The sequence below is a fragment of the Variovorax sp. J2P1-31 genome, from assembly GCF_030317215.1.
Taxonomy (GTDB): domain Bacteria; phylum Pseudomonadota; class Gammaproteobacteria; order Burkholderiales; family Burkholderiaceae_C; genus Variovorax.
The window spans coordinates 1,139,885-1,165,022 of sequence record NZ_JASZYA010000001.1; the positions used below are offsets into that span (position 1 = coordinate 1,139,885).

At 68.6% G+C, this 25,138-nt stretch carries 24 protein-coding genes; 13 read left to right on the plus strand and 11 right to left on the minus strand.

Translation table 11 applies throughout. The features are described 5' to 3' along the window. Window positions 1-32 precede the first annotated feature (32 nt). From QTI20_RS05240 to QTI20_RS05250, 3 genes are read left to right on the plus strand one after another with little or no spacing between them, the layout of a single operon-like run. A complete protein-coding gene (locus tag QTI20_RS05240) occupies window positions 33-1,559 on the plus strand; it encodes a circularly permuted type 2 ATP-grasp protein (protein WP_286549592.1) in 1,527 nt (508 codons plus the stop codon). A gap of 20 nt (window positions 1,560-1,579) precedes the next feature. After that, window positions 1,580-2,536 (plus strand): alpha-E domain-containing protein, encoded by a 957-nt coding sequence (locus QTI20_RS05245; RefSeq protein ID WP_286549589.1) that lies wholly within the window; start codon window positions 1,580-1,582, stop codon window positions 2,534-2,536. Continuing rightward, window positions 2,537-3,145: an Lcl C-terminal domain-containing protein gene (locus tag QTI20_RS05250; protein WP_286549587.1), complete on the plus strand. Its 609-nt coding sequence runs from the start codon at window positions 2,537-2,539 to the stop codon at window positions 3,143-3,145. It begins immediately after the preceding gene. Window positions 3,146-3,148: 3 nt separating this feature from the next. Here QTI20_RS05250 and QTI20_RS05255 read toward each other — a convergent pair whose 3' ends face one another. Both QTI20_RS05255 and QTI20_RS05260 read right to left on the minus strand, forming a co-directional pair. After that, window positions 3,149-3,934 carry a sulfite exporter TauE/SafE family protein gene (locus QTI20_RS05255; RefSeq protein ID WP_286549586.1) on the minus strand — a complete coding sequence of 262 codons (786 nt, stop codon included), beginning with the start codon at window positions 3,932-3,934 and terminating at the stop codon, window positions 3,149-3,151. 85 nt (window positions 3,935-4,019) lie between these two features. Next, the gene (locus QTI20_RS05260) at window positions 4,020-4,442 is read right to left on the minus strand and encodes an Lrp/AsnC family transcriptional regulator (RefSeq protein ID WP_219216431.1); all 423 of its coding nucleotides are present in this window, start codon (window positions 4,440-4,442) and stop codon (window positions 4,020-4,022) included. Window positions 4,443-4,594: 152 nt separating this feature from the next. On the opposite strand from QTI20_RS05260, the gene ocd reads away from it, so the two are divergent. Further along, on the plus strand, window positions 4,595-5,647 hold the full coding sequence (gene ocd, locus QTI20_RS05265; protein ID WP_286549583.1) for an ornithine cyclodeaminase: 1,053 nt from the start codon (window positions 4,595-4,597) through the stop codon (window positions 5,645-5,647). Window positions 5,648-5,672: 25 nt separating this feature from the next. Here the strand turns inward: ocd and QTI20_RS05270 are convergent, their stop codons facing one another. From QTI20_RS05270 to QTI20_RS05280, 3 genes are all read right to left on the minus strand, one after another. After that, complete coding sequence (locus tag QTI20_RS05270; RefSeq protein WP_286549581.1) at window positions 5,673-7,325, minus strand: phosphoethanolamine transferase; 1,653 nt, start codon at window positions 7,323-7,325, stop codon at window positions 5,673-5,675. Window positions 7,326-7,428: 103 nt separating this feature from the next. Then, window positions 7,429-8,925 carry a glycerol kinase GlpK gene (gene glpK, locus QTI20_RS05275; RefSeq protein ID WP_503011363.1) on the minus strand — a complete coding sequence of 499 codons (1,497 nt, stop codon included), beginning with the start codon at window positions 8,923-8,925 and terminating at the stop codon, window positions 7,429-7,431. A gap of 150 nt (window positions 8,926-9,075) precedes the next feature. Beyond that, a complete protein-coding gene (locus QTI20_RS05280) occupies window positions 9,076-9,846 on the minus strand; it encodes a DeoR/GlpR family DNA-binding transcription regulator (RefSeq protein WP_183027695.1) in 771 nt (256 codons plus the stop codon). A 98-nt stretch (window positions 9,847-9,944) separates the two neighbouring features. On the opposite strand from QTI20_RS05280, the gene glpD reads away from it, so the two are divergent. Beyond that, window positions 9,945-11,498, plus strand: a complete 1,554-nt coding sequence (gene glpD, locus QTI20_RS05285; protein WP_286549576.1) for a glycerol-3-phosphate dehydrogenase — start codon at window positions 9,945-9,947, stop codon at window positions 11,496-11,498. On the opposite strand, the gene QTI20_RS05290 is transcribed toward glpD, so the two are convergent. From QTI20_RS05290 to QTI20_RS05310, 5 genes are read right to left on the minus strand one after another with little or no spacing between them, the layout of a single operon-like run. After that, window positions 11,491-12,342 carry an endonuclease/exonuclease/phosphatase family protein gene (locus QTI20_RS05290; RefSeq protein WP_286549574.1) on the minus strand — a complete coding sequence of 284 codons (852 nt, stop codon included), beginning with the start codon at window positions 12,340-12,342 and terminating at the stop codon, window positions 11,491-11,493. The two genes, glpD and QTI20_RS05290, sit on opposite strands and share 8 nt — an antisense overlap. Beyond that, the gene (locus tag QTI20_RS05295) at window positions 12,339-13,175 is read right to left on the minus strand and encodes a carbohydrate ABC transporter permease (RefSeq protein WP_286549572.1); all 837 of its coding nucleotides are present in this window, start codon (window positions 13,173-13,175) and stop codon (window positions 12,339-12,341) included. Before QTI20_RS05295 ends, QTI20_RS05290 begins: the two co-directional genes overlap by 4 nt. Next, entirely contained in the window at window positions 13,172-14,074 is a 903-nt protein-coding gene (locus tag QTI20_RS05300; protein ID WP_286549570.1) for a carbohydrate ABC transporter permease, read from the minus strand. Before QTI20_RS05300 ends, QTI20_RS05295 begins: the two co-directional genes overlap by 4 nt. Then, window positions 14,071-15,360: an ABC transporter substrate-binding protein gene (locus QTI20_RS05305; protein WP_286549568.1), complete on the minus strand. Its 1,290-nt coding sequence runs from the start codon at window positions 15,358-15,360 to the stop codon at window positions 14,071-14,073. Before QTI20_RS05305 ends, QTI20_RS05300 begins: the two co-directional genes overlap by 4 nt. Before the next feature lie 52 nt (window positions 15,361-15,412). Then, window positions 15,413-16,441, minus strand: coding sequence for an ABC transporter ATP-binding protein (locus QTI20_RS05310; protein WP_286549566.1), 1,029 nt, complete (start codon window positions 16,439-16,441; stop codon window positions 15,413-15,415). 130 nt (window positions 16,442-16,571) lie between these two features. Here QTI20_RS05310 and phbB point away from each other — a divergent pair, with 130 nt between their 5' ends. Continuing rightward, window positions 16,572-17,309: an acetoacetyl-CoA reductase gene (gene phbB, locus QTI20_RS05315; RefSeq protein WP_183027688.1), complete on the plus strand. Its 738-nt coding sequence runs from the start codon at window positions 16,572-16,574 to the stop codon at window positions 17,307-17,309. Between the two features lie 152 nt (window positions 17,310-17,461). Continuing rightward, window positions 17,462-19,153 (plus strand): cation:proton antiporter domain-containing protein, encoded by a 1,692-nt coding sequence (locus QTI20_RS05320; protein ID WP_286549564.1) that lies wholly within the window; start codon window positions 17,462-17,464, stop codon window positions 19,151-19,153. A 23-nt stretch (window positions 19,154-19,176) separates the two neighbouring features. On the opposite strand, the gene QTI20_RS05325 is transcribed toward QTI20_RS05320, so the two are convergent. Beyond that, the gene (locus tag QTI20_RS05325) at window positions 19,177-19,581 is read right to left on the minus strand and encodes a hypothetical protein (RefSeq protein WP_183027686.1); all 405 of its coding nucleotides are present in this window, start codon (window positions 19,579-19,581) and stop codon (window positions 19,177-19,179) included. 252 nt (window positions 19,582-19,833) lie between these two features. On the opposite strand from QTI20_RS05325, the gene QTI20_RS05330 reads away from it, so the two are divergent. The 6 genes from QTI20_RS05330 (at window position 19,834) to terL (ending at window position 25,134) form a co-directional block, all read left to right on the plus strand. Further along, entirely contained in the window at window positions 19,834-20,049 is a 216-nt protein-coding gene (locus tag QTI20_RS05330; protein WP_286549560.1) for a hypothetical protein, read from the plus strand. Between the two features lie 126 nt (window positions 20,050-20,175). Next, window positions 20,176-21,732 carry a serine hydrolase domain-containing protein gene (locus tag QTI20_RS05335; RefSeq protein ID WP_286549559.1) on the plus strand — a complete coding sequence of 519 codons (1,557 nt, stop codon included), beginning with the start codon at window positions 20,176-20,178 and terminating at the stop codon, window positions 21,730-21,732. After that, entirely contained in the window at window positions 21,722-23,047 is a 1,326-nt protein-coding gene (locus QTI20_RS05340; RefSeq protein ID WP_286549556.1) for a serine hydrolase domain-containing protein, read from the plus strand. The genes QTI20_RS05335 and QTI20_RS05340 overlap by 11 nt, the downstream gene beginning before the upstream one ends. A 121-nt stretch (window positions 23,048-23,168) precedes the next feature. Next, window positions 23,169-23,357 carry a hypothetical protein gene (locus QTI20_RS05345; protein WP_286549554.1) on the plus strand — a complete coding sequence of 63 codons (189 nt, stop codon included), beginning with the start codon at window positions 23,169-23,171 and terminating at the stop codon, window positions 23,355-23,357. Window positions 23,358-23,572: 215 nt separating this feature from the next. Then, window positions 23,573-24,238, plus strand: coding sequence for a hypothetical protein (locus tag QTI20_RS05350; protein WP_286549551.1), 666 nt, complete (start codon window positions 23,573-23,575; stop codon window positions 24,236-24,238). A 185-nt stretch (window positions 24,239-24,423) separates the two neighbouring features. Then, entirely contained in the window at window positions 24,424-25,134 is a 711-nt protein-coding gene (gene terL / locus QTI20_RS05355; RefSeq protein WP_286549549.1) for a phage terminase large subunit, read from the plus strand. Window positions 25,135-25,138: the final 4 nt, after the last annotated feature.

Genomic DNA, 25,138 nt, shown 5'->3' on the forward strand with positions numbered 1-25,138 from the left:
GCTAAGCTATGTCGAAGGAGATTGGTCGTTCCATGCACAAATTCGATGAGATGTACGAGCAGCTGCCCTATGCGGGCGCTGCGATCCGGGGTCATTACAAGCGCTACGACCAATGGCTGGCCAAACAGCCCGGCGAACTGATGCGATCCCGGCGCGAGGAGGCCGAGATGATCTTCCGCCGAGTCGGCATCACCTTCGCGGTGTATGGCGCCAAGGATGAGGACGGTGCCGGCACCGAGCGCCTGATTCCCTTCGACCTGCTGCCGCGGATCATTCCCGCGCACGAGTGGGAGAGCATGGAGCGCGGCCTGGTCCAGCGCGTGACCGCGCTCAACCGCTTCATCTACGACGTCTACCACGAGCAGGAGATCATCAAGGCCGGCATCGTGCCGATCGAGCAGATCCGCGACAACGCGCAGTTCCGGCCCGAGATGATGGGCGTGACCGTGCCCAACAACGTCTACTCGAACATCTCCGGCATCGACATCGTGCGCGCGCCCGACGCCGACGGCAACGGCGAGTACTACGTGCTCGAGGACAACCTGCGGGTGCCCAGCGGCGTGAGCTACATGCTGGAAAACCGCAAGATGATGATGCGGCTGTTCCCCGACCTGTTCGCGCAGAACCGCATCGCGCCTGTGGCGCACTACCCCGACCTGCTGCTCGAGACGCTGCGCGCCAGTGCGCCGCCGGCCACGGCCGAGCCCACGGTGGTGGTGCTCACGCCCGGCATGTACAACAGCGCCTACTTCGAGCACGCCTTCCTCGCGCAGCAGATGGGCGTCGAGCTGGTCGAAGGGCAGGACCTGTTCGTCAAGGACGACTTCGTCTACATGCGCACCACGCGCGGCCCCAAGCGGGTCGACGTGATCTACCGCCGCGTCGACGACGACTTCCTCGACCCGGAAGTGTTCCGCCCGACCTCGACCCTGGGCTGCGCCGGCCTGATGCGCGCCTACCGCGCGGGCAACGTCGCGATCTCGAACGCGGTGGGCACGGGCGTGGCCGACGACAAGTCGATCTACCCCTACGTGCCCAAGATGATCGAGTTCTACCTGGGCGAGAAGCCGATCCTCAAGAACGTGCCGACCTACATGTGCCGCAACAAGGACGAGCTGCAGTACACGCTCGACAACATGAAGGACCTGGTCGTCAAGGAAGTCCACGGCGCGGGCGGCTACGGCATGCTGATCGGCCCGGCCGCGACGCAGGCCGAGATCGAGGATTTCAAGAAGGCCGTGATCGCCAAGCCCGACGGCTACATCGCGCAGCCCACGCTGAGCCTGTCGACCTCGCCCACCTTCGTCGACGCCGGCATCGCGCCGCGCCACATCGACCTGCGGCCCTTCGTGCTGTCGGCCAAGGAAGTGCAGATGGTGCCGGGCGGCCTGACCCGCGTCGCGCTCAAGGAGGGTTCGCTGGTGGTCAATTCCTCGCAGGGCGGCGGCACCAAGGACACCTGGATCCTCGAAGCCGACCGGCGCCCGCGCGCGCCCGCCGCAGCCCCTGCGCCGACCCAGAGCCAAACGCAAACGCAAACCCAAACCCCGATCGTCTGACGCCAGAGGAAAAGCCGAACATGCTGTCACGCACCGCCGACCACCTCTACTGGATGTCGCGCTACACCGAGCGGGCCGAGAACACGGCCCGCATGCTCGACGTCAACTACCAGACCTCGCTGCTGCCGCAGTCGGCCGAAGTCGCCAAGTTCGGCTGGCAGGGCCTGCTGTCGATCAGCGAACTGCTGCCGGCCTACGACAAGAAGTACGAGCAGATCGTGCCGAACGACGTGATGGAGTTCATGGTCAAGGACGAGGAGAACCCGTCGTCGATCGTCTCCTGCCTCAAGGCGGCGCGCGAGAACGCGCGCGCCGTGCGGGGCGCGCTCACCACCGAGGCCTGGGAAACGCAGAACACCACTTGGCTCGAGGTCAACCGCATGCTGCGCGCCGGCGACTTCGAGCGCGACCCGGGCCAGTTCTTCGAGTGGGTCAAGTTCCGCTCGCACCTCTCGCGCGGCGTCACGCTGGGCACCATGCTGCAGGACGAGGCCTTCTACTTCTCGCGCCTGGGCACCTTCCTCGAACGCGCCGACAACACGGCGCGGCTGGTCGACGTCAAGTTCCACGCGCTCAACAGCGAGTTCTTCGGCACCGCCACCGAGGAAGACCAGGAATACGACTTCTATCACTGGAGCGCGATCCTGCGCAGCGTTTCGGCCTTCGAGGTCTACCGCAAGGTCTACCGCGACGTGATCAAGCCCGAGCGCGTGGCCGAGCTGCTGATCCTGCGCGCCGACATGCCGCGCTCGCTGCATGCGAGCCTGGCCGAGGTGGTGGCCAACCTGGCCAAGGTGCAGAACGATCAGAGCGCCGAGACCCAGCGCCGCGCCGGCAAGCTGCTGGCCGACCTGCAGTACGCGCGCGTCGACGAGATCCTGGCCACCGGGCTGCATGCCTACCTCACGCAGTTCCTCGACCGCGTGAACGAGCTCGGGTGGCGCATCAGCCAGGACTTCCTGGTGCCGGCGCACTGAGTGCGGCGCGCATGCAGGCCTGAGGGCCACCCTGGCCGGTGGCTGGCCGTCGCCTTGGCGGCCCTGTCGCTTCTCGCTGCCTGTGACCGGGCCGCTTCACCGGCGCCAGAGAAGACAGCGGCGTCCGCTGTCGTTACCGACCCCGCGACCGGCCTGCGCTGGCTGCGCTGTGCCCTGGGCCAGACCTGGCAAGACGGGCGTTGCGCCGGCGAGGCCGAGGCCCTGGGCCTGATGGACGCCCAGGCGCGCGTCGAGGCACTCAACGCCAAGAGCCACGAAGGCATCGCGCAGTGGCGGCTGCCGAGCATCGTGGAACTGGCAGCCCTGCGGCGCTGCGACCATGGCCTGGTCGACGAGCAGTTCACGCTCGAACTGAGCCCCGAACAGGCGCCCGTCACCGTGCCGCGCTGGTGTGCGGGCGAGACCACCACGCCCACCATCGACACCGCGCGCTTCCCCGGCACGCCGCCGCGCAAGTTCTGGTCGGGCTCGGGCAGCGAGGCCGCGCAGCACTTCTATGCCGTGGACTTCGGCAATGCCTGGATCGGCCTCAACGAGGCGGCCGAAGCCACCCATGCGGTGCGGCCGGTGGCCGACGGCGCGCGCTGACGGCTAGAGCAGGATGCGAACGCCCGCGATCGCCAGGAACAGCGAGAAGGCGCGCTTGAGCGTGTCCACGGGCAGCCGGTGCGAGACCATGGCGCCGATCGGCGTCGCCAGCAGGCTGCAGGCCGAGATCGCCAGCCAGGCCGGCCCGTAGACATAGCCGAGGCTGTAGGCGGGCAGGTCCGCGCGGCCCCAGCCGGCGACCAGGAAGCCGACCGTGCCGGCCAGCGCCAGTGGCACGCCGCAGGCCGAGGCCGTGCCCACGGCCGTCTTGACGTTGACGTTGCACCAGACCAGGAAGGGCACGACCATGCTGCCGCCGCCCACCCCCACGATGGCCGAGGTCCAGCCGATGGCGCCGGCCGTGGCGTCGAGGCCGGGCGCGCCCGGCAGGCTGCGCTGCGGGGCGGGCCTGAGCGACAGCGCCATCTGCAGCGCCAGCAGCAGCAGGAACATGCCGAAGGCGATGCGCAGCACCTGCGCGGAGAACAGGCCGGACATCAGGCCACCGACGACGGCGCCGACCACGATGCCCGGCAGCAGCCGGCGGACGATGCGCAGGTCCAGCGAACCCCGCCGGTGGTGGGCGCGGGCCGAGGACAGCGAGGTCACGACGATGGTCGCGAGCGAGGTGCCCAGCGCCAGGTGCATCGCGCTCTCGGGCGCGAAGCCCTTCCGGTGGAACAGGTACAGCAGCCCCGGCACCACCACCTGGCCGCCGCCCACGCCCAGCATCCCCGACAGCAGTCCCGCGCCGATGCCGAGCGCTGCATAAAGTGCCAGAACCTCCATCCCCGCCTCCCTTTGGAATTGGCGCGGATCATGGTGCCGGACCCCCGGCCCTTCCTGTCGCGGGCGAGACCGGTCGCGAGCGCCGCTACAGCTTCTGTGTCGACAGCAGGATGCTGGTCTCGGTGCTGGAGATGCCCTCGATCAGCCGGATCGCATTGAGCACCTGGTCGAAGGCTTCCAGCGAATCGGCGCGCAGTTCGGCCATCAGGTCCCAGCGGCCGTTGGTCGAGTGCAGGGCCACGACGTTGGAATGGCCGCGCAGCAGCCGGCTGACCTGCTCGGCGCGCTGGCCCTCGATGCGGATGCTCATGATCGCGCGGATGCGGTGCGCCTCGGCTTCGGGCTTGAGCCGCACGGTGTAGCCGACGATGGTGCCGTCCTGCTCCAGCTTCGCGATGCGGTTCTGCACGGTGGCGCGCGCCACGCGCAACTTCTTCGCCAGCGCCACGACCGGCGTGCGGGCGTTGTCGCGCAGCAGGGCGAGCAGTTGGCGGTCGGTGTCGTCCATGGCGGAAAGTGTCAAAGTGCTGGATGGATCGAGCTGAATGTAAGGTTCGTCAATTGAATTGACAAGTTGCGGGCTTCAATCTGGCAGGTGTCGGCGGAACAATGAGCAGACGGCTGCACGCCGCGGCCGGACTCATTCAGGAGGAGCACACCATGACCCGCTTCATCGACGTGCCCGCGATGTCCCGCCTCGTGCAGGAGATCGGCGTGGCCCCCTTCATCGGCGCGCTGGCCGAGGCCCTCCGCGAGGATTTCGTTCGCTGGCCGGATTTCGACAAGTCGGCCCGGGTTTCAAGTCATTCGGACATCGGCGTGATCGAGCTGATGCCGGTCTCCAACGCCTCGCGCTATGCCTTCAAGTACGTCAACGGCCACCCGGCCAACACCGGCCGCGGGCTCTACACGGTGATGGCCTTCGGCGTGCTGGCCGATGTGGACACCGGCTACCCGGTGCTGCTGTCGGAGCTCACGCTGGCCACCGCGCTGCGCACCGCCGCGACCTCGCTGCTGGCGGCGCGCGCGCTGGCCCGGCCCGATGCGCGGCGCATGGCGCTGATCGGCAACGGCGCGCAGAGCGAGTTCCAGGCGCTGGCCTTCCACTGTCACCTGGGCATCTCGCAGATCGCCGTTTATGACACCGACCCCCGCGCGACCGACAAGCTGCTGCGCAACCTCGCGGCCTTTCCCGCGCTCGAGCTCATCCGCGCCGGCTCGGTGGCGCAGGCGGTGCAGGGCGCCGACATCGTGACCACGGTCACCGCGGACAAGGCGCATGCGACCATCCTCAGGCCCGAGATGATCGGACCGGGCATGCACCTCAACGCGGTCGGCGGCGACTGCCCGGGCAAGACCGAACTGCATGCCGACGTGCTGCGCCGGGCGCGCGTGTTCGTCGAGTTCGAACCGCAGACGCGCATCGAGGGCGAGATCCAGCAGCTGCCGCCGAGTTTCCCGGTGGTCGACCTCTGGCGCGTGCTGGCCGGCACGGCCGCGGGGCGCGAGAGCGCGGGCCAGGTCACGGTCTTCGACTCGGTCGGCTTCGCGCTCGAGGACTACACCACCCTGCGCTACGTGCACGCCCAGGCCGAGGCGCGCGGGATCGGCGTGGAGGTCGAACTCGTGCCGCGGGCCGACGACCCCAAGGACCTGTTCCGCCACACGCGTGGCGACGGCGGCGCGCGCGCCTTGCTGCGAAGGGTGGCCTGAGGGCGGGCGAGGTGCGTCCGCCCCGTCAGCGCAGGAAGGCGTCGGCCGCGACCGGAATCGCCGGCGCCTGCCAGCGGTAGCCGTCCGACAGCACATTGCGCTCGGGCATCTGGCCGTTCCACTGGATGTGGAGCAGGTCCATCAGCGCCCAGCCCGTCCAGTCCGCGCGAAAGGCTTGCTGCGCGGTGGGGGAGCTGAAGGGCTGCTGGTTGCGCCACAGCACGGTCGGGATGCGGTAGCCCGACGCGGTCGAGGGGCTGTGGCCCGCGCGGTCGCTGCCGTGGCCGACCTCCTGGCCGTGGTCCGACAGGTACATCCAGGCCCGGTAGTCTTCGGGCTTGCCGGCGCCGCGCACCTGCTGCAGCAGCTCCGACACCACGAAGTCGTGATAGAGCAGCGCGGCGTCGTACTGCTGGCGAAAGTGCCGCACCCAGGCCGAGCGGCCGCTCTTCACCAGGCCGGTCTCGACCGCGTCGACGTCGTCGTCGAAGGGGTTCGCGTTCTCGGGAAAGCGCAGGCTGTAGTGCGGGTGCGCGCCCATGAGATGCACCACGATCAGCTTGCGCTCGCTGCCCGTGTCGGCCAGCGCTTCCTGCACGCAGTCGAGGATCTCGCCGTCGAGCGAGGCGCTGGCGCGGCCGGGCGTGCGGTTGACCATGTCCACCACGTCGGCGTGGCGCGCATGCTGCTGCTCGATCGCGATGTCGTCGTGGTTGCTGATCCACCAGACCTTGTAGCCCGCGGCACGTGCCAGGGCCAGCACATGCGGCGGCTCCTGGCTGTCGGGCAGCCCGAAATGGAACATGTTGCGCAGCGCGGGCACGGTGCTGGCGTCCACCGACCAGGCGTTCTTCAGCACGGCCATCTGCGCGCCGGCCTGCGCCTGGTGCGCCAGCAGGCGCGGCGTGGTCGGGCGGCCGTAGCCGTAGAGCGCCATGTTGTCGCGGTTGATGCTGTCGGTCACGACCAGCACCACCGTCGACGGGCCAGCGCGCGTCACGACCGGCCCGATGGCCCGGGCCTGGGCCGCGAGGCGCTCGTGCGCCTTCTGCTGGTCGGCCCAGCTGGCGCGCTGCTGCTGCACCGATTGCGACCAGTGCGTCCAGAAGAGCGCGGGATGCAGCCGGCGCCAGGGCTTGCTGGCATAGGCCAGGCAGGCGCCGAGCAGCAGCAGGCCCACCAGCGCGACGGCCCCGCGCGGCGGCCGGCGGCCTGGCGCGTCGGATGCGACCGCGCCGCGGCGCGCGAAGAGGGCGGCGATCACGCCGGCCGTGACCAGCGCGGCCGACCAGACGAAGGCCGAGCGCCAGTGCATCCAGAGGTACTCGGCGCTTTCGCGCGCATGGGTGTTGGCCGCGGCACCCAGCACCAGGGCGCTGTCGGGGGCCGCCTGGTAGGTGTCGAGCAGGTAGGCGCGCACCACGGCATCGAGCCCGAAGCCCAGGGTCCAGAGCGTGACCAGCAGGGTGCGCAGCCGGCGCATGCGCGTGCTGCGCAGCGGCCAGGCGAGCCACAGCACCAGGGGTGATGCGAGCAGGGCCAGCTGGGCGATGCGGCGGCCGTCGTGGCCCAGCGTGATCAGCACCGCCAGCGTGGCGCCGACCACGGCACACGCGAGCAGGGCGGAGGAACGGGAAGAGGGCGGCGTGCGCGGTGCTTCGGCGGAGGGCGTGTTCAAGAGGGGCGGCGGCAGTCGAGGGCCGGCGGATTCTGCGCCGGGTCCCTCCGCCTGCCGCGCGCAGTGCCCCCAGCGGCGCGAGGTGTTTGGCTGGCGCGCCGGCTCAGGTCGCCGTGGCCTGGCGCACCGCGCGTTCCCAGCGCGCCATCGATTCCTCGGCCTGCGCGCGGCCCAGGGTCGGCAGGAAGCGGCGCTCCACCTTCCACAGCTGCGAGAGCTGGCGCGCGTCGCTGTAGACGCCGGTCGAGAGGCCCGCCAGATACGCGGCGCCGAGCGCGGTGGTCTCGATCACCTGGGGCCGCACCACCGGGATGCCCAGCAGGTCGGCCTGGAACTGCATCAGCAGGTCGTTGACGCTCGCGCCGCCGTCCACGCGCAGTTCAGAGACCGGCGCGCCGCCGGCCGCCACCGCATCGCGGCTCATGGCCTGCAGCAGCGCCGCGCTCTGGTAGGCGATGCTTTCCAGCGCGGCGCGCGCGATGTGCGCGACCGTGGTGCCGCGCGTCAGGCCGGTGATGGTGCCTCGGGCCTCGGCGTTCCAGTAGGGCGCGCCCAGGCCGGTGAAGGCCGGCACCATCATCACGCCGCCCGCGTCGGGCACGCTCTCGGCCAGGCCCTGCACCTCGGCGCTGCCCTTGATGGCCTGCAGGCCGTCGCGCAGCCACTGCACCACCGCGCCGCCGACGAACACGCTGCCCTCCATCGCGTAGCGCGGCGTGGCGTCGACCTGCGCGGCGCTGGTCACGAGCAGGCCGTTGTGCGAGGGCTGGAAGGCGGCGCCGGTATGCATCAGCAGGAAGCAGCCGGTGCCATAGGTGTTCTTGGCCATGCCGGCCTCGAAGCAGGCCTGGCCGAACAGCGCGCTCTGCTGGTCGCCGGCCACGCCGCCGATGGGCAGGGCGCGGCCCAGCAGTGCGGCCTCGGTGTCGGCGAAGTGCGAGCTGGATGGTTGCACCGTGGGCATCAGCGCCGCGGGGATGTCGAGCAGCGCGAGCAGCTCCGCATCCCACGCGTTGCGGTGCACGTTGAAGAGCATGGTGCGCGAGGCGTTGCTGACATCGGTGACGTGGGTCTTGCCGCCGGTGAGCTGCCAGATCAGCCAGCTGTCGATGGTGCCGAAGGCCAGTTCGCCGCGCTCGGCCTGTTCGCGCGCGCCGGGCACGTTGTCGAGCAGCCAGCGCAGCTTGGTGCCGGAGAAGTAGGCGTCGATCACCAGGCCGGTCTTGTCGCGGATGGTGTCGGCCATGCCGTCGGCGCGCAGCTTCGCGCACAGCGGCTCGGCGCGCCGGTCCTGCCAGACGATGGCATGGTGCACCGGCTGGCCGGTCTTGCGGTTCCACAGCACCGTGGTCTCGCGCTGGTTGGTGATGCCGATGGCGTGGATGTCGGAGGCCTGCAACTTGGCTTTGGCCAGCACCTCCTGCGCGGTGGCGAGCTGGCTGCGCCAGATCTCCATCGGGTCGTGCTCGACCCAGCCCGGCTGCGGATAGATCTGCGTGAGCTCCTTCTGCGCGATGGCGACGATGTGGCCCTCGCGGTCGAACACGATGCTGCGCGAGCTGGAGGTGCCTTGGTCGAGGGCGAGCAGGTAGGTGGTCATCGGTGTCATCTCCTTGGTATTCGGTCTGGCTCCTTCCCCCTTTGGGGGAAGGCTGGGATGGGGGCACGCTGCCTTCGATCAGGCGCCGCGCCTCTTCGGCGGCTGCGTGCCCCCACCCCAACCCTCCCCCGGCGGGGGAGGGGGAAAACGTCATGGCTTGTCGGCGATCTCCAGGCGCACCTGCGCCCGCTCGAGCAGCGCCGGGAACGGGGCCGGCGGCGCCGCGTCGGTGAACAGCCGGTCGATCTGCGCCAGCGCCGCGAGCTGCACCATCGCCGGCCGGTTGAACTTGCTGGCGTCGGCCGCGAGCCAGACCTCGCGCGCCTGGGCCACGATGGTCTGCGCGACCTTGACCTCGCGCAGGTCGAAGTCGCGCACCGTGCCGTCGGCCTCGATGCCCGAGCAGCCGATCAGCGCGATGTCGACCTTGAACTGGCGGATGAAATCCATCGTCGCCTCGCCCACGATCGCGCGGTCGCGCGCGCGCACCGCGCCGCCGGCCACGATCACCTCGCAGTCGGGGTTGTCGGCCAGGATGTTGGCCACGTGCAGGTTGTTGGTGATCACGCGCAGGCCGGTGTGGCGCAGCAGCGCCTTGGCGATGGCCTCGGTGGTGGTGCCGATGTTGAGGATCAGCGAGCAGTCGTTGGGCACCTGGGCCGCCACGGCGCGCGCGATGCGCGCCTTGCCGTCGGCGTTGAGCGATTCGCGCAGCCGGTGGCCGAGGTTCTCGGTGGTCGAGCTCGGCACCCGCACACCGCCGTGGAAGCGCGCCAGCAGGCCGTCGTCGGCCAGGCGCTGCACGTCGCGCCGCACGGTCTGCAGCGTCACGCCCAGCATTTCGGCCAGCTGCTCGACGGTGGCCGAGCCACGGCCGCGCACGGTGTCGAGCAGGCGGATCTGGCGGGGGTTGGAGTTCACGTTGGGGGTCGTTGGAGCGAGGAAAGCAGTTTAAATCGAAAAAAAACGAATTGATCTTAGGGGAAACTACAGCGAAAATCGCACCATAAGGAAACGAAATGGACAAATACGAAGCGCCTGAGGGTGATCTGAGCTGCGACGTGCTGGTGGTCGGCGGCGGCATCAACGGCTGCGGCATCGCGCGCGACCTGGCGGGGCGCGGCCACCGGGTGGTGCTGTGCGAGAAGGACGACCTGGCTTCGCACACCTCCTCGTCCTCGACCAAGCTGATCCACGGCGGCCTGCGCTACCTGGAGTACTACGAGTTCTCGCTGGTGCGCAAGGCGCTGCAGGAGCGCGAGGTGCTGCTCAAGAGCGCGCCTCACATCATGTGGCCGCTGCGCTTCGTGATGCCGCACGACCCGTCGATGCGGCCGGCCTGGATGATCCGCATCGGCCTGTTCATGTACGACCACCTGGCCAAGCGCGAGGTGCTGCCCGGTTCGCGCTCGGTCGACCTGCGCCGGCACGCGGCCGGCCAGCCGCTCAAGGCCGAATACAAGCGCGGCTTCGTCTATTCCGACGGCTGGGTCGACGATGCGCGGCTGGTGGTGCTCAACGCCATCGACGCGCGCGCGCGCGGCGCGCAGATCCTCACGCGCACCTGCTGCACCAGCGTGCAGCGCGATGCCACCGGCTGGACCGCCACGCTGGAGGGCCCCGAGGGCGTGCGCAGCGTGCGTGCCCGCGCGGTGGTGAACGCGGCCGGCCCCTGGGCCGAGTCCTTCCTGCGCGGCACGGCCAAGGCCGCCCAGGGCGAGGCGCTCGCGACCAAGAGCCTGCGGCTGGTCAAGGGCAGCCACATCATCGTGCCGCGGGTGTTCGCGCACGACCACGCCTACATCTTCCAGAACCCCGACAAGCGGATCATCTTCGCCATTCCCTACCAGGACGACTTCACGCTGATCGGCACCACCGACGTCGAGGTCGGCGCCGACGATGCGGGCGCCTCGCGCATCTCGACCGAGGAGATCGACTACCTGTGCGAACAGGCCAGCCGCTACTTCGAGAAGCCCATCGTGCCGGCCGACGTGGTCTGGACCTATTCGGGCGTGCGGCCGCTGCTCGACGACGCCTCGGGCGACCCGTCGGCGGTCACGCGCGACTACCTGCTCGAAGCCAACACCACGGCCGCGCCGCTGCTGTCGGTGTGGGGCGGCAAGATCACCACCTTCCGCAAGCTGGCCGAGGACGCGGCCGACGAGGTGGGGCGCATGCTGGGCGACCCGCGGCCGGCCTGGACCGGCGGTGCCTACCTGGCCGGCGGCGACCTGTCGGGCTGGATCGGCGCGCCCCAGCGCCCCGACACGGACTTCGAGCGCTTCGTCGCCGCCGTGCAGGCGCGCCATGGCTGGCTGCCGGCCCCGCTGGCGCGCCGCCTGGCCCATGCCTACGGATCGCGCATCGAAAACCTGCTGGGCGATGCGGCCTCGATGGCCGACCTGGGCGAGGAAGTGGCGCCCGGTCTGCATGCGCGCGAGCTGCGCTACCTGCAGGCCGAGGAATGGGTGACCACGGCCGACGACGCGCTGTGGCGCCGCTCCAAGCTGGGCCTGCGCTACACGCCCGAGCAGCGCGCGCAGGTCGCGCAGTGGCTGCAGCGCGTCAGCTGAACTCGACCACCACCGGCTGGTGGTCCGAGGCCTGCGTGGCGGCGTCGACCTCGATGCGGCGCACGCGCGGCGCCAGGCTTTCGCTCACGAAGACGAAATCGCAGGCCACGGGCTCGGGTCCGTAGGTGCGGTCGAACAGGCGGAAGGTGGGCGCATGGGGCGTCGCGCCATGGCGGATGCGCCAGGCATCCTGCAGTTGCTGCGCGCCATCGGCGCCGAAGCCCTGCTGGATCGCCGCGTACTCGGGCTCGGTCGGCGCGAGGTTGAAGTCGCCGCAGAGGATCGCATGGCCGGTGTGCACCTTGGTCTGGAAGGGCGAGCGGCTGTCGTCGTCCAGCGGCGGCGCGGCCGCATGGGCGCAGGCCGCGATGTGCAACGCGCGCAAGGCGAGTGCCTGCGCCATGCGCTGCGGCTTCGAGTAGTACTCGAGGTGCGTTGTCATCACGCGCACCGGCCCGAGCACCGGACTCTGCAGCGTCACGACCGTGCACATGCGCGGCATGCTGCGCACGCCCGCATCGGCCGGCCAGGGCAGCGCGTGGTGCTGCACCTGCGCGACCGGCAGCCGCGTGGCGATCAGGTTGCCGAAGCGCATGCGCCGGCCCTTGGCATCGAACTCGTCGACCGCGGCGCCGAAGAAGAGCTGGAAGCCCGGCAGCAGCGCCTGCAGCTCGGCCGGCTGGTCGCCGGGTGCGCCCGGCATGTCGGCATAGCCCTGCGCGATCTCCTGCAGGCACAGGACGTCGAAGTCGGCCATGGCGCGCGCGCCCTCGACGATGCGTTGCGGGCTCACGGCGCCGTCGAGGCCGCGGCACCATTGGGTGTTCCAGGTCACGAGCTTCATTTGATCCCCGCGCGCATGAAGCTCTGGACGAACTGGCGCTGAAAGAGAAGGAAGGCGATCAGCAGCGGCGCCGAGGTCATCAGCGTCGCGGCCGTGATGATCGACCAGTCGATGCCCTGGTCGACCGAGGAGAAGACCTGCAGCCCGACCGTGAGCGGCCGCGCCTTGACGCTGTTGGTCACGATCAGCGGCCAGAGGAAGTTGTTCCAGTGGTAGCTCACCGACACCAGCCCGAAGGCCACGTAGATCGGCTTGGCCAGCGGCACGTAGACGCGCCAGAGGATCTGCAGCGCGCTCGCGCCTTCCATGCGCGCGGCCTCGTCGAGCTCCTTCGGGATGCCCATGAAGGTCTGGCGCAGCAGGAAGATCGCCAGCGCCGAGGCGAAGTAGGGCAGGCCGATGGCGAACAGGCTGTCGATCAGGCCCAGGCTGGCCATGGTGCGGTAGTTCTCGACCAGCAGCAGGTCGGGCATGACGGTGAGCTGCACCAGCACCAGCGAGAACACGATGTCGCGGCCGCGGAACTCGTAGCGCGCGAAGGCATAGGCCGCCATGGTGCTGAGCACCAGCTGCGCGGCGAGGATCATCAGCACCAGCAGCGTGGTGTTGAGGAAGTAGCGCGCGAAGGGCGCGGCCTCCCAGGCGCGCGCGAAGTTGTCCAGCGTGAGCGGCGCGTTCCAGACGAAGCGCGCCGCGTATTCGGGCGCATGGAAGGCGGTCCACACGGTGTAGATCAGCGGCAGCACCCAGGCCAGCGCGAGCAGCCAGGCGGCCAGCGTGTCGAGCCGGGTCGGCGCGTTGTAGGCCAGCCGTTGCGAGGGCGCGGCCTTCATCGGTAGTGCACCTTGCGGTCGAGCACGAAGAACTGCAGCAGCGTCACGCCGACCAGCGCCACGATGATCACCATGGTGAGCGCCGAGGCGTAACCGGTGTCCCAGAAGCTGAAGCCGACCTCGTAGAGGTGGTAGAGCAGCAGCGTCGAGGCGTTGTCGGGGCCGCCGCGCGTGAGCACGAACAGGTGGTCGACCATGCGGAAGGCGTTGATCACGCAGTTGATCAGCACGAACAGCGTGGTGGGCATCAGCAAGGGCCACTGCACGCGCCGGAAGAAGTACCAGCGCGATGCGCCCTCGATCGCCGCCGCCTCCCGCAGGCTCGGGTTGAGCGACTGCAGCGCGGCCAGGTAGAAGATCATGAAGAAGCCGGCTTCCTTCCACACCGCCACCAGCGTGACGGCGCCGAGTGCGGTGCTCGGGCTGCCCAGCCAGTTGTGCGAGCCGAAGCCCAGCGCGCCGCTGAGCTGTTCGAGCAGGCCGTACTGCGGCGTGTAGAAGAACAGCCAGATGTTGGCCACCGCGATCATCGGCAGCACGGTGGGCGTGAAGTAGGCCATGCGCAGGAAGGTGCGGCCCGCGATGCGCTCGTTGACCCACAGCGCCATCGCCAGCGCCAGGCCGATCGACAGCGGAATGGTCGCGCCCGCGAACCACAGGTTGTTGACCAGCGCCTTCCAGAACACCGGGTCGTCGAGCATGACCTGGTAGTTCTCCAGGCCCACCCACACCGGCGGCCGGCCGCCCTTGGGCGTCGACTGGAAGCTGTGCCACAGCGTGCCGATCACCGGCCAGTGGGTGAAGGCCAGCAGGATCAGCGAGGCGGGGAGCAGCAGCAGCCAGGCCTGCACGGCCGTGTGGCTGCCGCGGTGGGCGGTCGGGCTGCCGCGCGTGCTCACTTGTAGTTGCGCAGGATGCGGTCGGCTTCCTTCTGCGCGTCCTGCATCGCCTGGGCCGGCGTCTTGGTGCCGGTCAGCGCGGCCTGCAGGCCGTCGTTCAGGGCCTTGGTCACGCGCTGGTTGTCATGGGTGGAGAACTCGGCCACCGACACCGGCAGCTGATCGCGCGCCACCAGCGCGGCCGGGAAGTCCTGGCCGTACTTCTTGAGCGTGGGCGTGTCGTAGGCGGCCTGCGAGACGGCGACGTAGCCGGTCTCCATGCTCCACTGCGCGGCGCGCTCGGGCTGGGTCACCCACTTGGCGAACTTGAAGGCGGCTTCCTGCTGCGCCGGCGTCGACTTCTTGAAGATGTAGAAGTTGCCGCCGCCCGTGGGCGAGCCCTTGCGCTTGTTGCCCGGGATCATGCCGACGCCGAAATCGAACTTGGCGTTGGCCTTGATGTTGGTCAGGTTGCCGGTGGTCGTGTAGATGATCGCGGCCTTCTTCTCGAAGAAGTCCTTGGGCGTGGTGCCCCATTCGACGACGCCCGGCGGGTGGATGCCGGCCTTGCCCAGGTCGACCCAGAACTGCAGCGCCTCGATCACCTTCGGATCGTCGAACTTGACCTGCGTGCCGGCCTCGTTGGCGAGGATCGTGTCGTTGGGCGTGGTGAGCGTCTGGAACAGCCAGTAGGGGAAGCCGCTCGACGGGATCTGCACGCCGTACTGCGTGGTCTTGCCGCCGGCGTCCTTCTTGGTGAGCTTGGTCGCGGCGTCCTTGAGTTCGGCCCAGGTCGTCGGTGCCTTGTTGGGGTCGAGGCCAGCTTCCTTGAACAGTTCCTTGTTCCAGTACATCACCACGGTCGAGCGCTGGAAGGGAATGCCCCAGGTCTTGCCGCCGGTCTGGCTGTTGGCCATGAAGGCCTTGTAGAAGCTGCCCATCCAGGCCTTGTCTTCGGCGGTCTTGGCGAAGTCGTCGAAGGGCACGATGGCGTCTTCGTCGATCAGCGTGAACATGTCGGTCGACAGCAGCACCGAGGTGACCGGCGGCGTGCCCGACTTGTGGGCCGTGAGCGCCTTGACGATGGTCTCCTGGTAGGTGCCGGCATAGATCGGCGTGACCTTGATGTTCGGGTTCTCCTTCATGAAGCCGGCCGCGAAGCCGTCGATGGTCTTGGCGATCGGGCCGCCGACCGCGACCGGGTAGTAGAACTGCAGATCGACCGGGGCCTGGGCCTGCGCGAGGCCGGCAAGGCTGGTGAACAGGGCCGTGGCGGCCATTGCCTTGACGAAGGTATTGCGTTGCATGGGGGGACTTCTCCTCGAAATGAAATCGTTGATGGCGATGGGGTGGTGCGCCTCAGTGCGCCGTTTCGGTGCGCCGGCCCGAGGCATCGAAGCCGTGGGCTTCCTCGGCGGCCCAGCGCAGGCCGACCCTGTCGCCCGGGGCCGCCAGGTGCTGGCCCGCGGCGCGCACCAGCAGCGTCTCGCGGCCGACCGCGCAGCGCAGCACCAGGTCGGCGCCCAGGTACTCGACGCTGCGCACCACGGCGGGGATGCCCTGCGCATCGAGCGTGATCGCCTCGGGCCGCACGCCCAGCATCGCGGCCCGCACGCCCGAGTCGGCCTCGCTGCCCGCGATGCAGCCGTCGGCCTCGAGCGCGACCAGGTTCATGGGTGGCGTGCCGATGAAGCGCGCCGCGAAGGTGGTGGCCGGGCGCGCGTAGAGCGCGCGGGGCGTGCCGGCCTGCTCGACCCGGCCCTGGTGCAGCAGCACGACCTGGTCGGCCATGCTCATGGCCTCGGTCTGGTCGTGCGTGACGTAGACCACGGTCAGGCCCAGCTTCTGCTGCAGCTCGCGCAATTCGCGGCGCATGTCCTGACGCAGCTGGGCATCGAGGTTGGACAGCGGCTCGTCCATCAGGCAGACCTTGGCCTGCGCGACCAGCGCGCGGCCCAGCGCCACGCGCTGCTGCTGGCCGCCCGAGAGCTGGCCGGGCTTGCGGTCGAGCAGGGCGCTCAGGCCCAGCAGCTCGGCCGCCTCGCGCAGCCGGCGCGCGCTCTCGGCGGCCGGCACCTTGCGCACCGACAGGCCGAAGCCGATGTTGTCGGCCACGCTGAGGTGGGGGAAGAGGGCGTAGTTCTGGAACACCATCGCGATGCCGCGCTGGGCCGGCGGGAGATCGGTGACGTCACGGCCATCGATCAGCACCTGGCCGGCGCTGGCGGTCTCGAGGCCCGCCACGATGCGCAGGGTGGTGGACTTGCCGCAGCCCGAGGGGCCGAGGAGGACGCAGAAGGAGCCGGATTGGATCTGCAGGTCGACGGCATGCAGGGCCGTGCTGTCGCCCCAGGACTTGGCGACGCCGTTCAGGGCGATGGAAGACATGCCGCAGTGTAGGAACGAAGTGTGACAAGTGTGTTGTCTCTGGGGTCAGTGTTTTCCTAGGAGGGAGGGCATGCGAAACTTCGCTACAGTGATCTCGCCTGTCCGGGCTTCGTATATCTAAGGAAAATTCATGAGCAAGAAAGTCGCTTACGTCACCGGTGGCATGGGAGGCATCGGAACCGCCATCTGCCAACGCCTGCACAAGGACGGTTTCACGGTCATCGCGGGCTGCGGCCCCACACGCGACTTCGGCAAATGGCTTGCCGAGCAGAAGGCGCTGGGCTACGAGTTCCACGCGTCGGTCGGCAATGTCGGCGACTGGAACTCCACGGTCGAGGCCTTCGGCAAGTCCAAGGCCGAACACGGCAGCATCGACGTGCTGGTGAACAACGCGGGCATCACCCGCGACCGCATGTTCCTCAAGATGACGCCCGAGGACTGGAGCGCGGTGATCGAGACCAACCTCAACAGCATGTTCAACGTCACCAAGCAGGTGGTGGGCGACATGGTCGAGAAGGGCTGGGGCCGCATCGTCAACATCAGCTCGGTCAACGGCGCCAAGGGCCAGGCCGGCCAGACCAACTACTCGGCCGCCAAGGCCGGCATGCACGGCTTCACGATGGCGCTGGCGCAGGAGCTCGCGTCCAAGGGCGTGACGGTCAACACCGTGAGCCCGGGCTACATCGGCACCGACATGGTCAAGGCCATCCGCCAGGAAGTGCTCGACAAGATCGTCGCGACCATTCCGGTCAAGCGCCTGGGCGAGCCCAGCGAGATCGCCTCGATCATCTCGTGGCTGGCCACCGACGAGGGCGGCTATTCCACCGGCGCCGACTTCTCGGTCAACGGCGGCCTGCACATGCACTGAGCGCTGCCGGCGCCTGCAGAAGAAAGAACCCGCTGCGGCGGGTTTTTTCTTGCGCGTCACGCTGCTGCGGGAATGTGGACGCTACAGTCGCAGCAGCCTCTTGCGCCCTCGGCGCGCAAGCCTTCACGACTTTCAGCAGCGACACCCACCGGATGCCCCACAGCGTTTCCTTGATCAACACCATCGCCGCAGGGCTGGGCCTGGCGCTCATCCTCGGCTTCCTGGCGGCGCGCGTGCGCCTGCCGGCGCTGGTCGGCTACCTGCTGGCCGGCGTGATCATCGGACCGTTCACCCCCGGCTTCGTGGCCGATGCCGAGATCGCCGCCCAGCTGGCCGAGATCGGCGTGATGCTGCTGATGTTCGGCGTGGGCCTGCACTTCTCGCTCGACGACCTGCTGGCGGTACGCAAGATCGCGGTGCCCGGCGCGCTGGTCCAGATCGGTGTGGCCACGCTGATGGGCGGCGCGCTCGCCACCTGGTGGGGCTGGGACCTGGGCGGCGCGCTGGTCTTCGGCCTGGCGCTGTCGGTGGCCAGCACGGTGGTGCTGCTGCGCGCGCTCGAGAGCCTGGGCCTGCTCGATTCGTACACCGGCCGCATCGCGGTCGGCTGGCTGGTGGTGGAAGACCTGGCGATGGTGCTGGTGCTGGTGCTGCTGCCGCCGCTGGCCGGCACCTTGGGCGGGGCCGCCGATGGCGCCGACGCCAGCGCCATCTGGACCACGCTGGGCATCACGCTGCTGCAGGTCGGCGGCTTCGTGGCGCTGATGCTGGTGGTCGGCCGGCGCGTGTTCCCCTGGATCCTCTGGCAGGTCACGCGCACCAATTCGCGCGAGCTCTTCACCCTGTGCGTGGTGGCGGCGGCGGTGAGCATCGCCTTCGCCTCGGCCGCGTTGTTCGGCGTGTCCTTCGCGCTGGGCGCCTTCTTCGCCGGCATGGTCATGCGCGAGTCGGAGTTCAGCCAGCGCGCGGCCGAGGAATCGCTGCCGCTGCGCGACGCCTTCGCGGTGCTGTTCTTCGTGTCGGTGGGCATGCTGTTCGACCCCTCGGTGCTGATCGAGCGGCCGCTGCAGGTGCTGGCGGTGGTGGGCGTGATCGTGGTGGGCAAGTCGATCGCGGCCTGCGTGCTGGTGCTGGCCTTCCGCTATCCGCTCAACACCGCGCTCACGGTGAGCGCGAGCCTGGCGCAGATCGGCGAGTTCTCCTTCATCCTGGTCGGCCTGGGCGTGGCGCTCAAGCTGCTGCCGCCCGAGGGCCAGAGCCTGATCCTGGCCGGCGCGCTGATCTCCATCGCCACCAACCCGCTGTGGTTCAGCCTGATCGCGCCGATCCAGAAATGGTTGCGCGCGCATTCGTCCTTCGCACGGTCGCTCGATGCCCGCGACGACCCGCTGGCCGAACTGCCCACCAGCACCGAGGCGCGCTATCTGTCGCGCCAGGTGGTGCTGGTCGGCTACGGCCGCGTCGGCCGGCGCATCGCCGCGGCGCTGAGCGCGCATCACATTCCCTTCGTGGTGGCGGAGCAGAACCGCGAGCTGGTCGAGAAGCTGCGCGCCGAGGGCGTGGCCGCGGTCTGGGGCGATGCGGCCGAGCCCGCGGTGCTGATCCAGGCGCACATCGCGCGTGCCCGGGTGCTGGTGGTGGCCACGCCCGACGCGATGAACGTGCGCCAGATGATCGAGACCGCGCGCACGCTCAACCCGGGCATCGAGACCGTGATCCGCAGCCACAACGAGGACGAGGCCCGCCTGCTCACGCAGGAGGCCGCGGTGACGGTGTTCCTGGGCGAGGAGGAACTGGCCCAGGCGATGGCGCGCGACGTGGTGCGCCGCGCCGTGCCGGCCTGAACGTCGGGCCGCCGCTCGACCGATCAGAGGTCCTCGATCACCAGCATCCGGTAGCGCTGCGCGATGGCATAGGGCACGGTGCGCACCACCTTCATCAGGCGCTCCGCCGCTTCCTCGTCCTTGGTCTCGACCAGCAGCGCGGTATGACCCTCGCGCGCGAGCTTGGTGTAGGCCCGCACGGTCGCGCCCTCGGTGCCGGCCGAGGGCAGGGGGTTGTCGGCGTCGGAGGTGGTCGGCGTGATCTGCGACAGCACCACCTCGGGCGGGATCAGGTAGATGGCGCCGGCATCGAAGCCGTGCTCGCGCAACTGCTGGCCCACGTGCCTGGCGTCGTCCGCGCTCGGGAACATCACCATGGAATGGCCGGTGGGATAGAAGGCGCCGCCGAGGGTGGCGGTCATGTGGGAGGTGATCGCGAAGTTCTTCATGTGAGGCCTCTTCAGTCACGGCACGGGGGCCGAAAACGCCAGCCTAGGAGGCCTGCCGGGCCGCAGGTGTAGGAGAAGCGTGGCAGCGCGTGAAGCCTTCGAGCCTGCCTTGGCGCGCGCCCACCCTGTGCGCCAACGCAAGCGCTATTACAAACTCAGACGTCTGTGATGAATCGTGACTTTGTGCCCTGCCAAAGTGACGGCCCTTGCATAGCATCGGGGCGAGCCACCGATCACTTCCTCTTTCCGTTCATGTCCTCCCCCCTGCGCAACATCGCCCTGACCGTCCACGAACTGGAGGAGGGGGAATTCCATTGGGTGCTGGTGGAAGCCCCCGGCATGGAGGAGACGCTGCCCTACCAGCCGCTGGAAGCCTCCGACGATGCCTACGAGAACTACAACACCGCGCTGTTGGCGGGCCTGGCGGCCATGCGCCGGCTGTTCGGCAAGGAAGGACCGCGAAGCTGAAGCGCCTCTGAACCGGCGCCAGGCCTGGGCCCGCCGGCTCGGAGCGGGTAAACGCGCATGCCGCGCCGCCGTGAACGTTGTCACGGTCTGTGACAATCTGTGTTCCGCCCCCTGCGAGGAATCCAGATGTCGAGCCTGCGTCCTGTCCTGTTCAAGCTCACGGCCGCGACGCTCGCGGCCCTTGCGCTGACCTCCTGCGGGGGTGGCGGCGGTGGAGGAGGAGGGGGCGGCGGTGACGGCGCGCCCCCGGCGGCGGGCCCCGCACTGCCGGCGCCCGCGGCCATGATCGCCCGCGCCAAGGCGCTCGAACTCGACACCCCCTACGTCGCGCCACCCGGCGACGTGCTGGAACTCCACACCTCGGGCTATGCGAAGACCATGTGCTCCGCGGCCTTCATCACCGGGCTGAATCCGGACGTGGCCGTCGAGAGCGTGGGCTTCTTCACCGGCCCCTATGCCTGGCGCCAGGCCGTGGGCCGGCCGGTGTTCGACTATGCGAAGAAGGAAGTCCGCATCACCATGCCCAACAGCCGGGTGATCACGGCCCGCTACTTCGGCTCCCAGGGATGCGTGACGCTGCCCTCCGGGCGCGACGATGTGCTCTTCACGCCGGTGCGCGTGACCAGCGCGCTGCCCAGCGCCGACAGCCTGCCCTGGCCCATGGGCGACGTGCTGCCCACCGGCCCGGTGGCCGGCCTCGACACGGTCAAGCTCGCGCAGGCGGTGGACGCAGCCTTCGCGGCACCGGACGCCTACACGGCCGCCTTCGTGGTCACGCACAAGGGCCGCATCGTGGGCGAGCGCTACATGCCGGGCATCACGCCGAGCACGCCGCTCGAATCGTGGTCGATGGGCAAGAGCGTGGTGGGCACGCTGATGGGCGTGCTGATCAAGCAGGGCGCCTACACGCTCGACCAGCCGGCGCCGATCCCCGAATGGCAGGCGGCCGGCGACCCGAGGCAGAAGATCCGGATCTCCGACATCCTGCACATGTCGAGCGGGCTGCGCATCAAGGCGCCCGAGGACCCGGACTTCGACCCCCAGGGCACCTACCCCGACCACACCTACTTCTACACCGGCCGCATCAACATCTTCAACTACGCGGCGACCCGCCCGCAGCAGTGGCCGCCCAACACCGTGGGCCGCTACCGCAACACCGACCCCGTGCTCGCGAGCTACCTGGTGCGGCTGGCGGTGGAAAAGCGCGGCGAGGAGTACCTGTCGTTCCCGCAGCGCGCGCTGTTCGACAAGATCGGCATCCGTTCGATGGTCATGGAGACCGATCCCTACGGCAACTTCATGACCCAGGGCTACGAGTTCATGGCCGCGCGCGACTGGTCGCGCCTGGGCAACCTGTACCTGCAGGACGGCGTCTGGAACGGCGAGCGCATCCTGCCCGAGGGCTACGTGAAATTCGTCAGCACGCTGGCGCCGGCCTGGGCCGCCGACAAGCGACCCATCTACGGCGGCTTCTTCTGGCTCAACGGCTCGGGCCAGTACGCCGTGCCGACCTCCGCCTATTACATGCTGGGCGCGGGCGGCCAGATCACGCTGATCGTCCCCTCGCACGACCTGGTGGTCGTGCGCATGGGCTTCGACCGCGGCGCGACGCCGTCGGTGGCCGCGCTGCAGAAAGCCCTCGGCTTGCTCATGGAAGCCGTGCCCCGTTCCAATGGCCAATGAACGTCACTTCCCCTCCCGGAGGCCGCAGGCGCTGCGCGCGGCTTCTTCCGCGTTGATGGTGTCCATCGCGCTGCTGCTCGCGTCGTGTGGTGGCGGAGGAGGTGGGGGTGGCGGCAGCGGCGCCGAGACGCCAGCACCGAATCCGCCCGCGAACCCCGGCACCGGCAACGGCTACCCGCATGCCTCGGAGCCGATCGGCACGGTGCGCCAGATGTACGACGGCGTGCTCACGCCCGAACTGGCCGTGAGCACCTACCGCAACATCGACCGGCTGTTCCCGACCCGCACGATCGACGCCGGCGGCACGCCCTACGCGCTGCCTGCGGCCGCCACCCAATTGACGCAACTGCGCTTCGTGGCCGGCACCCGCGACTACGGCTTGGACGAGTTCTTTGCCGCCAACCGCGTGGCCGGCCTGCTGATCCTCAAGGACGGCAAGGTCGCCCACGAGCGCTACCAGTACGGCAACACACAGAAGACGCGCTGGATGTCGATGTCGGTCGCCAAGTCGGTCACCTCGACTTTGATCGGCGCGGCCGTGCAGGACGGCCTGATCGCGAGCATCGACGATCCGGTCGTCAAGTACGTGCCGCGGCTCAAGGGCAGCGCCTACGACGGCGCGACGGTACGCGACGTGATGATGATGGCCTCGGGCGCGCGCTGGAACGAGACCTACACCGACCCGAGCTCCGACCGCCGCCAGATGCTCGAGGCCCAGATCGGCCAGACGCCCGGCGCGCTCATGACCCTGATGAGCAGGCTGCCGCGCGCGGCCACGCCCGGCATGGTCAACAACTACAGCACCGGCGAGACGCAGGTGGCGGGCGAGATCGTCTACAACGCGGTCAAGCGGCCGCTGGCGCAGTACCTGTCGGAGAAGATCTGGTCGCGCATGGGCATGGAGGCGCCCGCCAACTGGTGGCTGGATTCGCCCAACGGCGTGGAGATCGGCGGCAGCGGCATCAGCGCGACCCTGCGCGACTACGGCCGCTTCGGCCTGTTCATGATGAACGACGGCGTGATCGACGGCCAGCGCGTGCTCCCGCCCGGCTGGGTGGCCGAGGCGGGGTCCCCCAAGCGGCTGAGCGGCGGCACACCGCTGGCCTACGGCTATCTCTGGTGGATCCCCGGCGGGCGTTCGGGCGACGACGGAGCCTTCTACGGCACCGGCATCATGGGCCAGTACCTCTACATCAACCGCAAGGAGAAGGTCGTGATCGTGGTGTGGGGCGCGCAGCCGCAGCCGACGGGGGCGGGGCTGCCGATGGTGCCGTTTTTCGATGCGGTGGTGGGGGCGCTGCAGGGGGCGAAGTAGGGCGGAGGCTCCGCGTTTCCCCTGAGGAGCCGAACTCGGTGCCCGTCTAGAGTGGGGCGCCATGGAGGATGTCCGGGCGAGGCCTCCGACCCCGCCGCTCATCCTCTCCTCGAGCGTGGTGATGATCAGCTACTTCGCACTCTCTGCGTGGGGTCGGCGGTTGAGCGGCACACCGCTCGACTGCCTCGTGGCCGTGCTGATCCTGACGGTGGTCGCCTGCTTCGCCATCCACGAGAGTTGCGCGACGGAGGGCGGGCATTCGCTGCGGTGCTTGCTGTATGTCTTCGGAATCCAGGAACTGCCGCGTTGAATGTTCTGACGACTCTACCGATCAGCAAACAGTTCAGGAGCGAACTGGCCGCGCGCACCAAGAATCGCTCAAGCTCAATGTGGTTCCCAGCGGATACCGGTACTTGTGTGTAAGGCAGCTTTCGAATGCGCCGTGTTGGCGGTCACAGAGCGTACTTTGCATGAAGAGAGGAGGGAGGTGCTCCTTCATACTCCGAATCCTACGAGGAGGACGTAATGCAGAAGGAGCTTGGAGGACCTGCGGCGATGATTGGAATGGTGATGTTGGGTTGCATATTTGGCTCGCTCGCGCTGGCCATCTACCCGGGATGGACTGTCATGGGGGCTTGGCTTTCTCGCGCGGACACCCCCGCTTGGGTACAAGCTGTGGGATCTGTCGCGGCAATAGCAGTGGCCATTGCAGTCCCAGCACGGCATCAGCTGCGGCAAAAGAAGGATGAGAGTCGACGGTATGTGGAAGCTCGACTTGCTATCGCACGTTCTTGCTACCTTACCTGCGATGAGGCGGCGCAGACCATGGGCTACATCTCCCGGAATCTTCGTCACAACGTTGGAACTGCATTTCGCTTACGGACAGAGCGTGTCACCGACCTGCTCGTTACTCTTCAAACACTGGTGGGCAAAGACATTCCTCCGGAGTTGCTCAAAGATTTGTTGTCGATTCAGCGGGAGCTTTCGTATACGCAAATGGCTCTCAAGCAACTTTGGGCCGTCAACCTCGTCTCCGCGAAGCGAGCGGGTGCAGCGGAGGCTCGGGAGCGGCGCGTGATCGAAGCGCTCGACTCTCTTAAGAAAAGGCATCAGCTCTACGACTGGATTCACAGCGAGGGGGGCTATCGCGTCTCCGTTGGGGCACTCGATTTCAGTGAGATGGTTGAGTAGACGCTTGGTGTCTGCGAGGAGTTTTTATTCATCGCACCGCTTCGCAGAGATCGGCCGATTGATCGAATATTCCAAGAACGCTATTGAAAGCCGGGTCAACAGCCCGAACACATCGATCACCGTGATCCAGCAGCGACTGCACGAGAACGATTTCGCGGGCTGGCTAATAGGCTGGCGCGCCGGCAGTGGAGAGCGGCAACGGCAAGGTCTGGAACCACGTTTGCCTGTCCGCATGCAACGACGACGGCACGCCGCTCTGGCCCCAGAAGCACAACGCCGAAGAGCTGCGGCGCGTGGAGCAGGAGAGGCCCTATATCTTTGCCGGCCAGTATCGGCAGCGCTCGTCGTCACCCGATGGCGGTGTGATCAAGCCTGACCTGCTGACGACCGTGGACGTGTGCCCGCCGGGCGTGGTGGAGTGGTGCCGCGGCTGGGACCTGGGCGCGTCGGCGTCCGGCGACTTCACCGCCGGCGTGAAGGTGGGGCGGCTGGCTGACGGCCGCTACGTCATCGCCAACGCGGTGCGTGAGCAGTTCGAGACGCACCAACGCGACATGCTGGTCAAGAACACGGCCCTGAGCGACGGCCGTGCGCTGAAGCAGAGCTTGCCTCAGGATCCTGGCCAGGCCGGCAAGAGCCAGGTGCTGGCGTTCGCTGCTCTGCTTGCGGGGCATTCGGTGCACTTCAGCCCCGAGTCGGGCGACAAGGTGACCCGGGCCACGCCCCTGGCCAGCCAGATCAACGCCGGCGCGGTGGTGATGGTGAAGGGAGCCTGGAACGAGCCGTTCAAGGACGAGTGCCGCCTGTTCCCCAATGGCAAGTACGACGATCAGGTCGACGGCGCGGCGCGGGCGTTCAATGCGTTGCTGCACCCTCAGGCTGGAATATTCACCTAGGGGC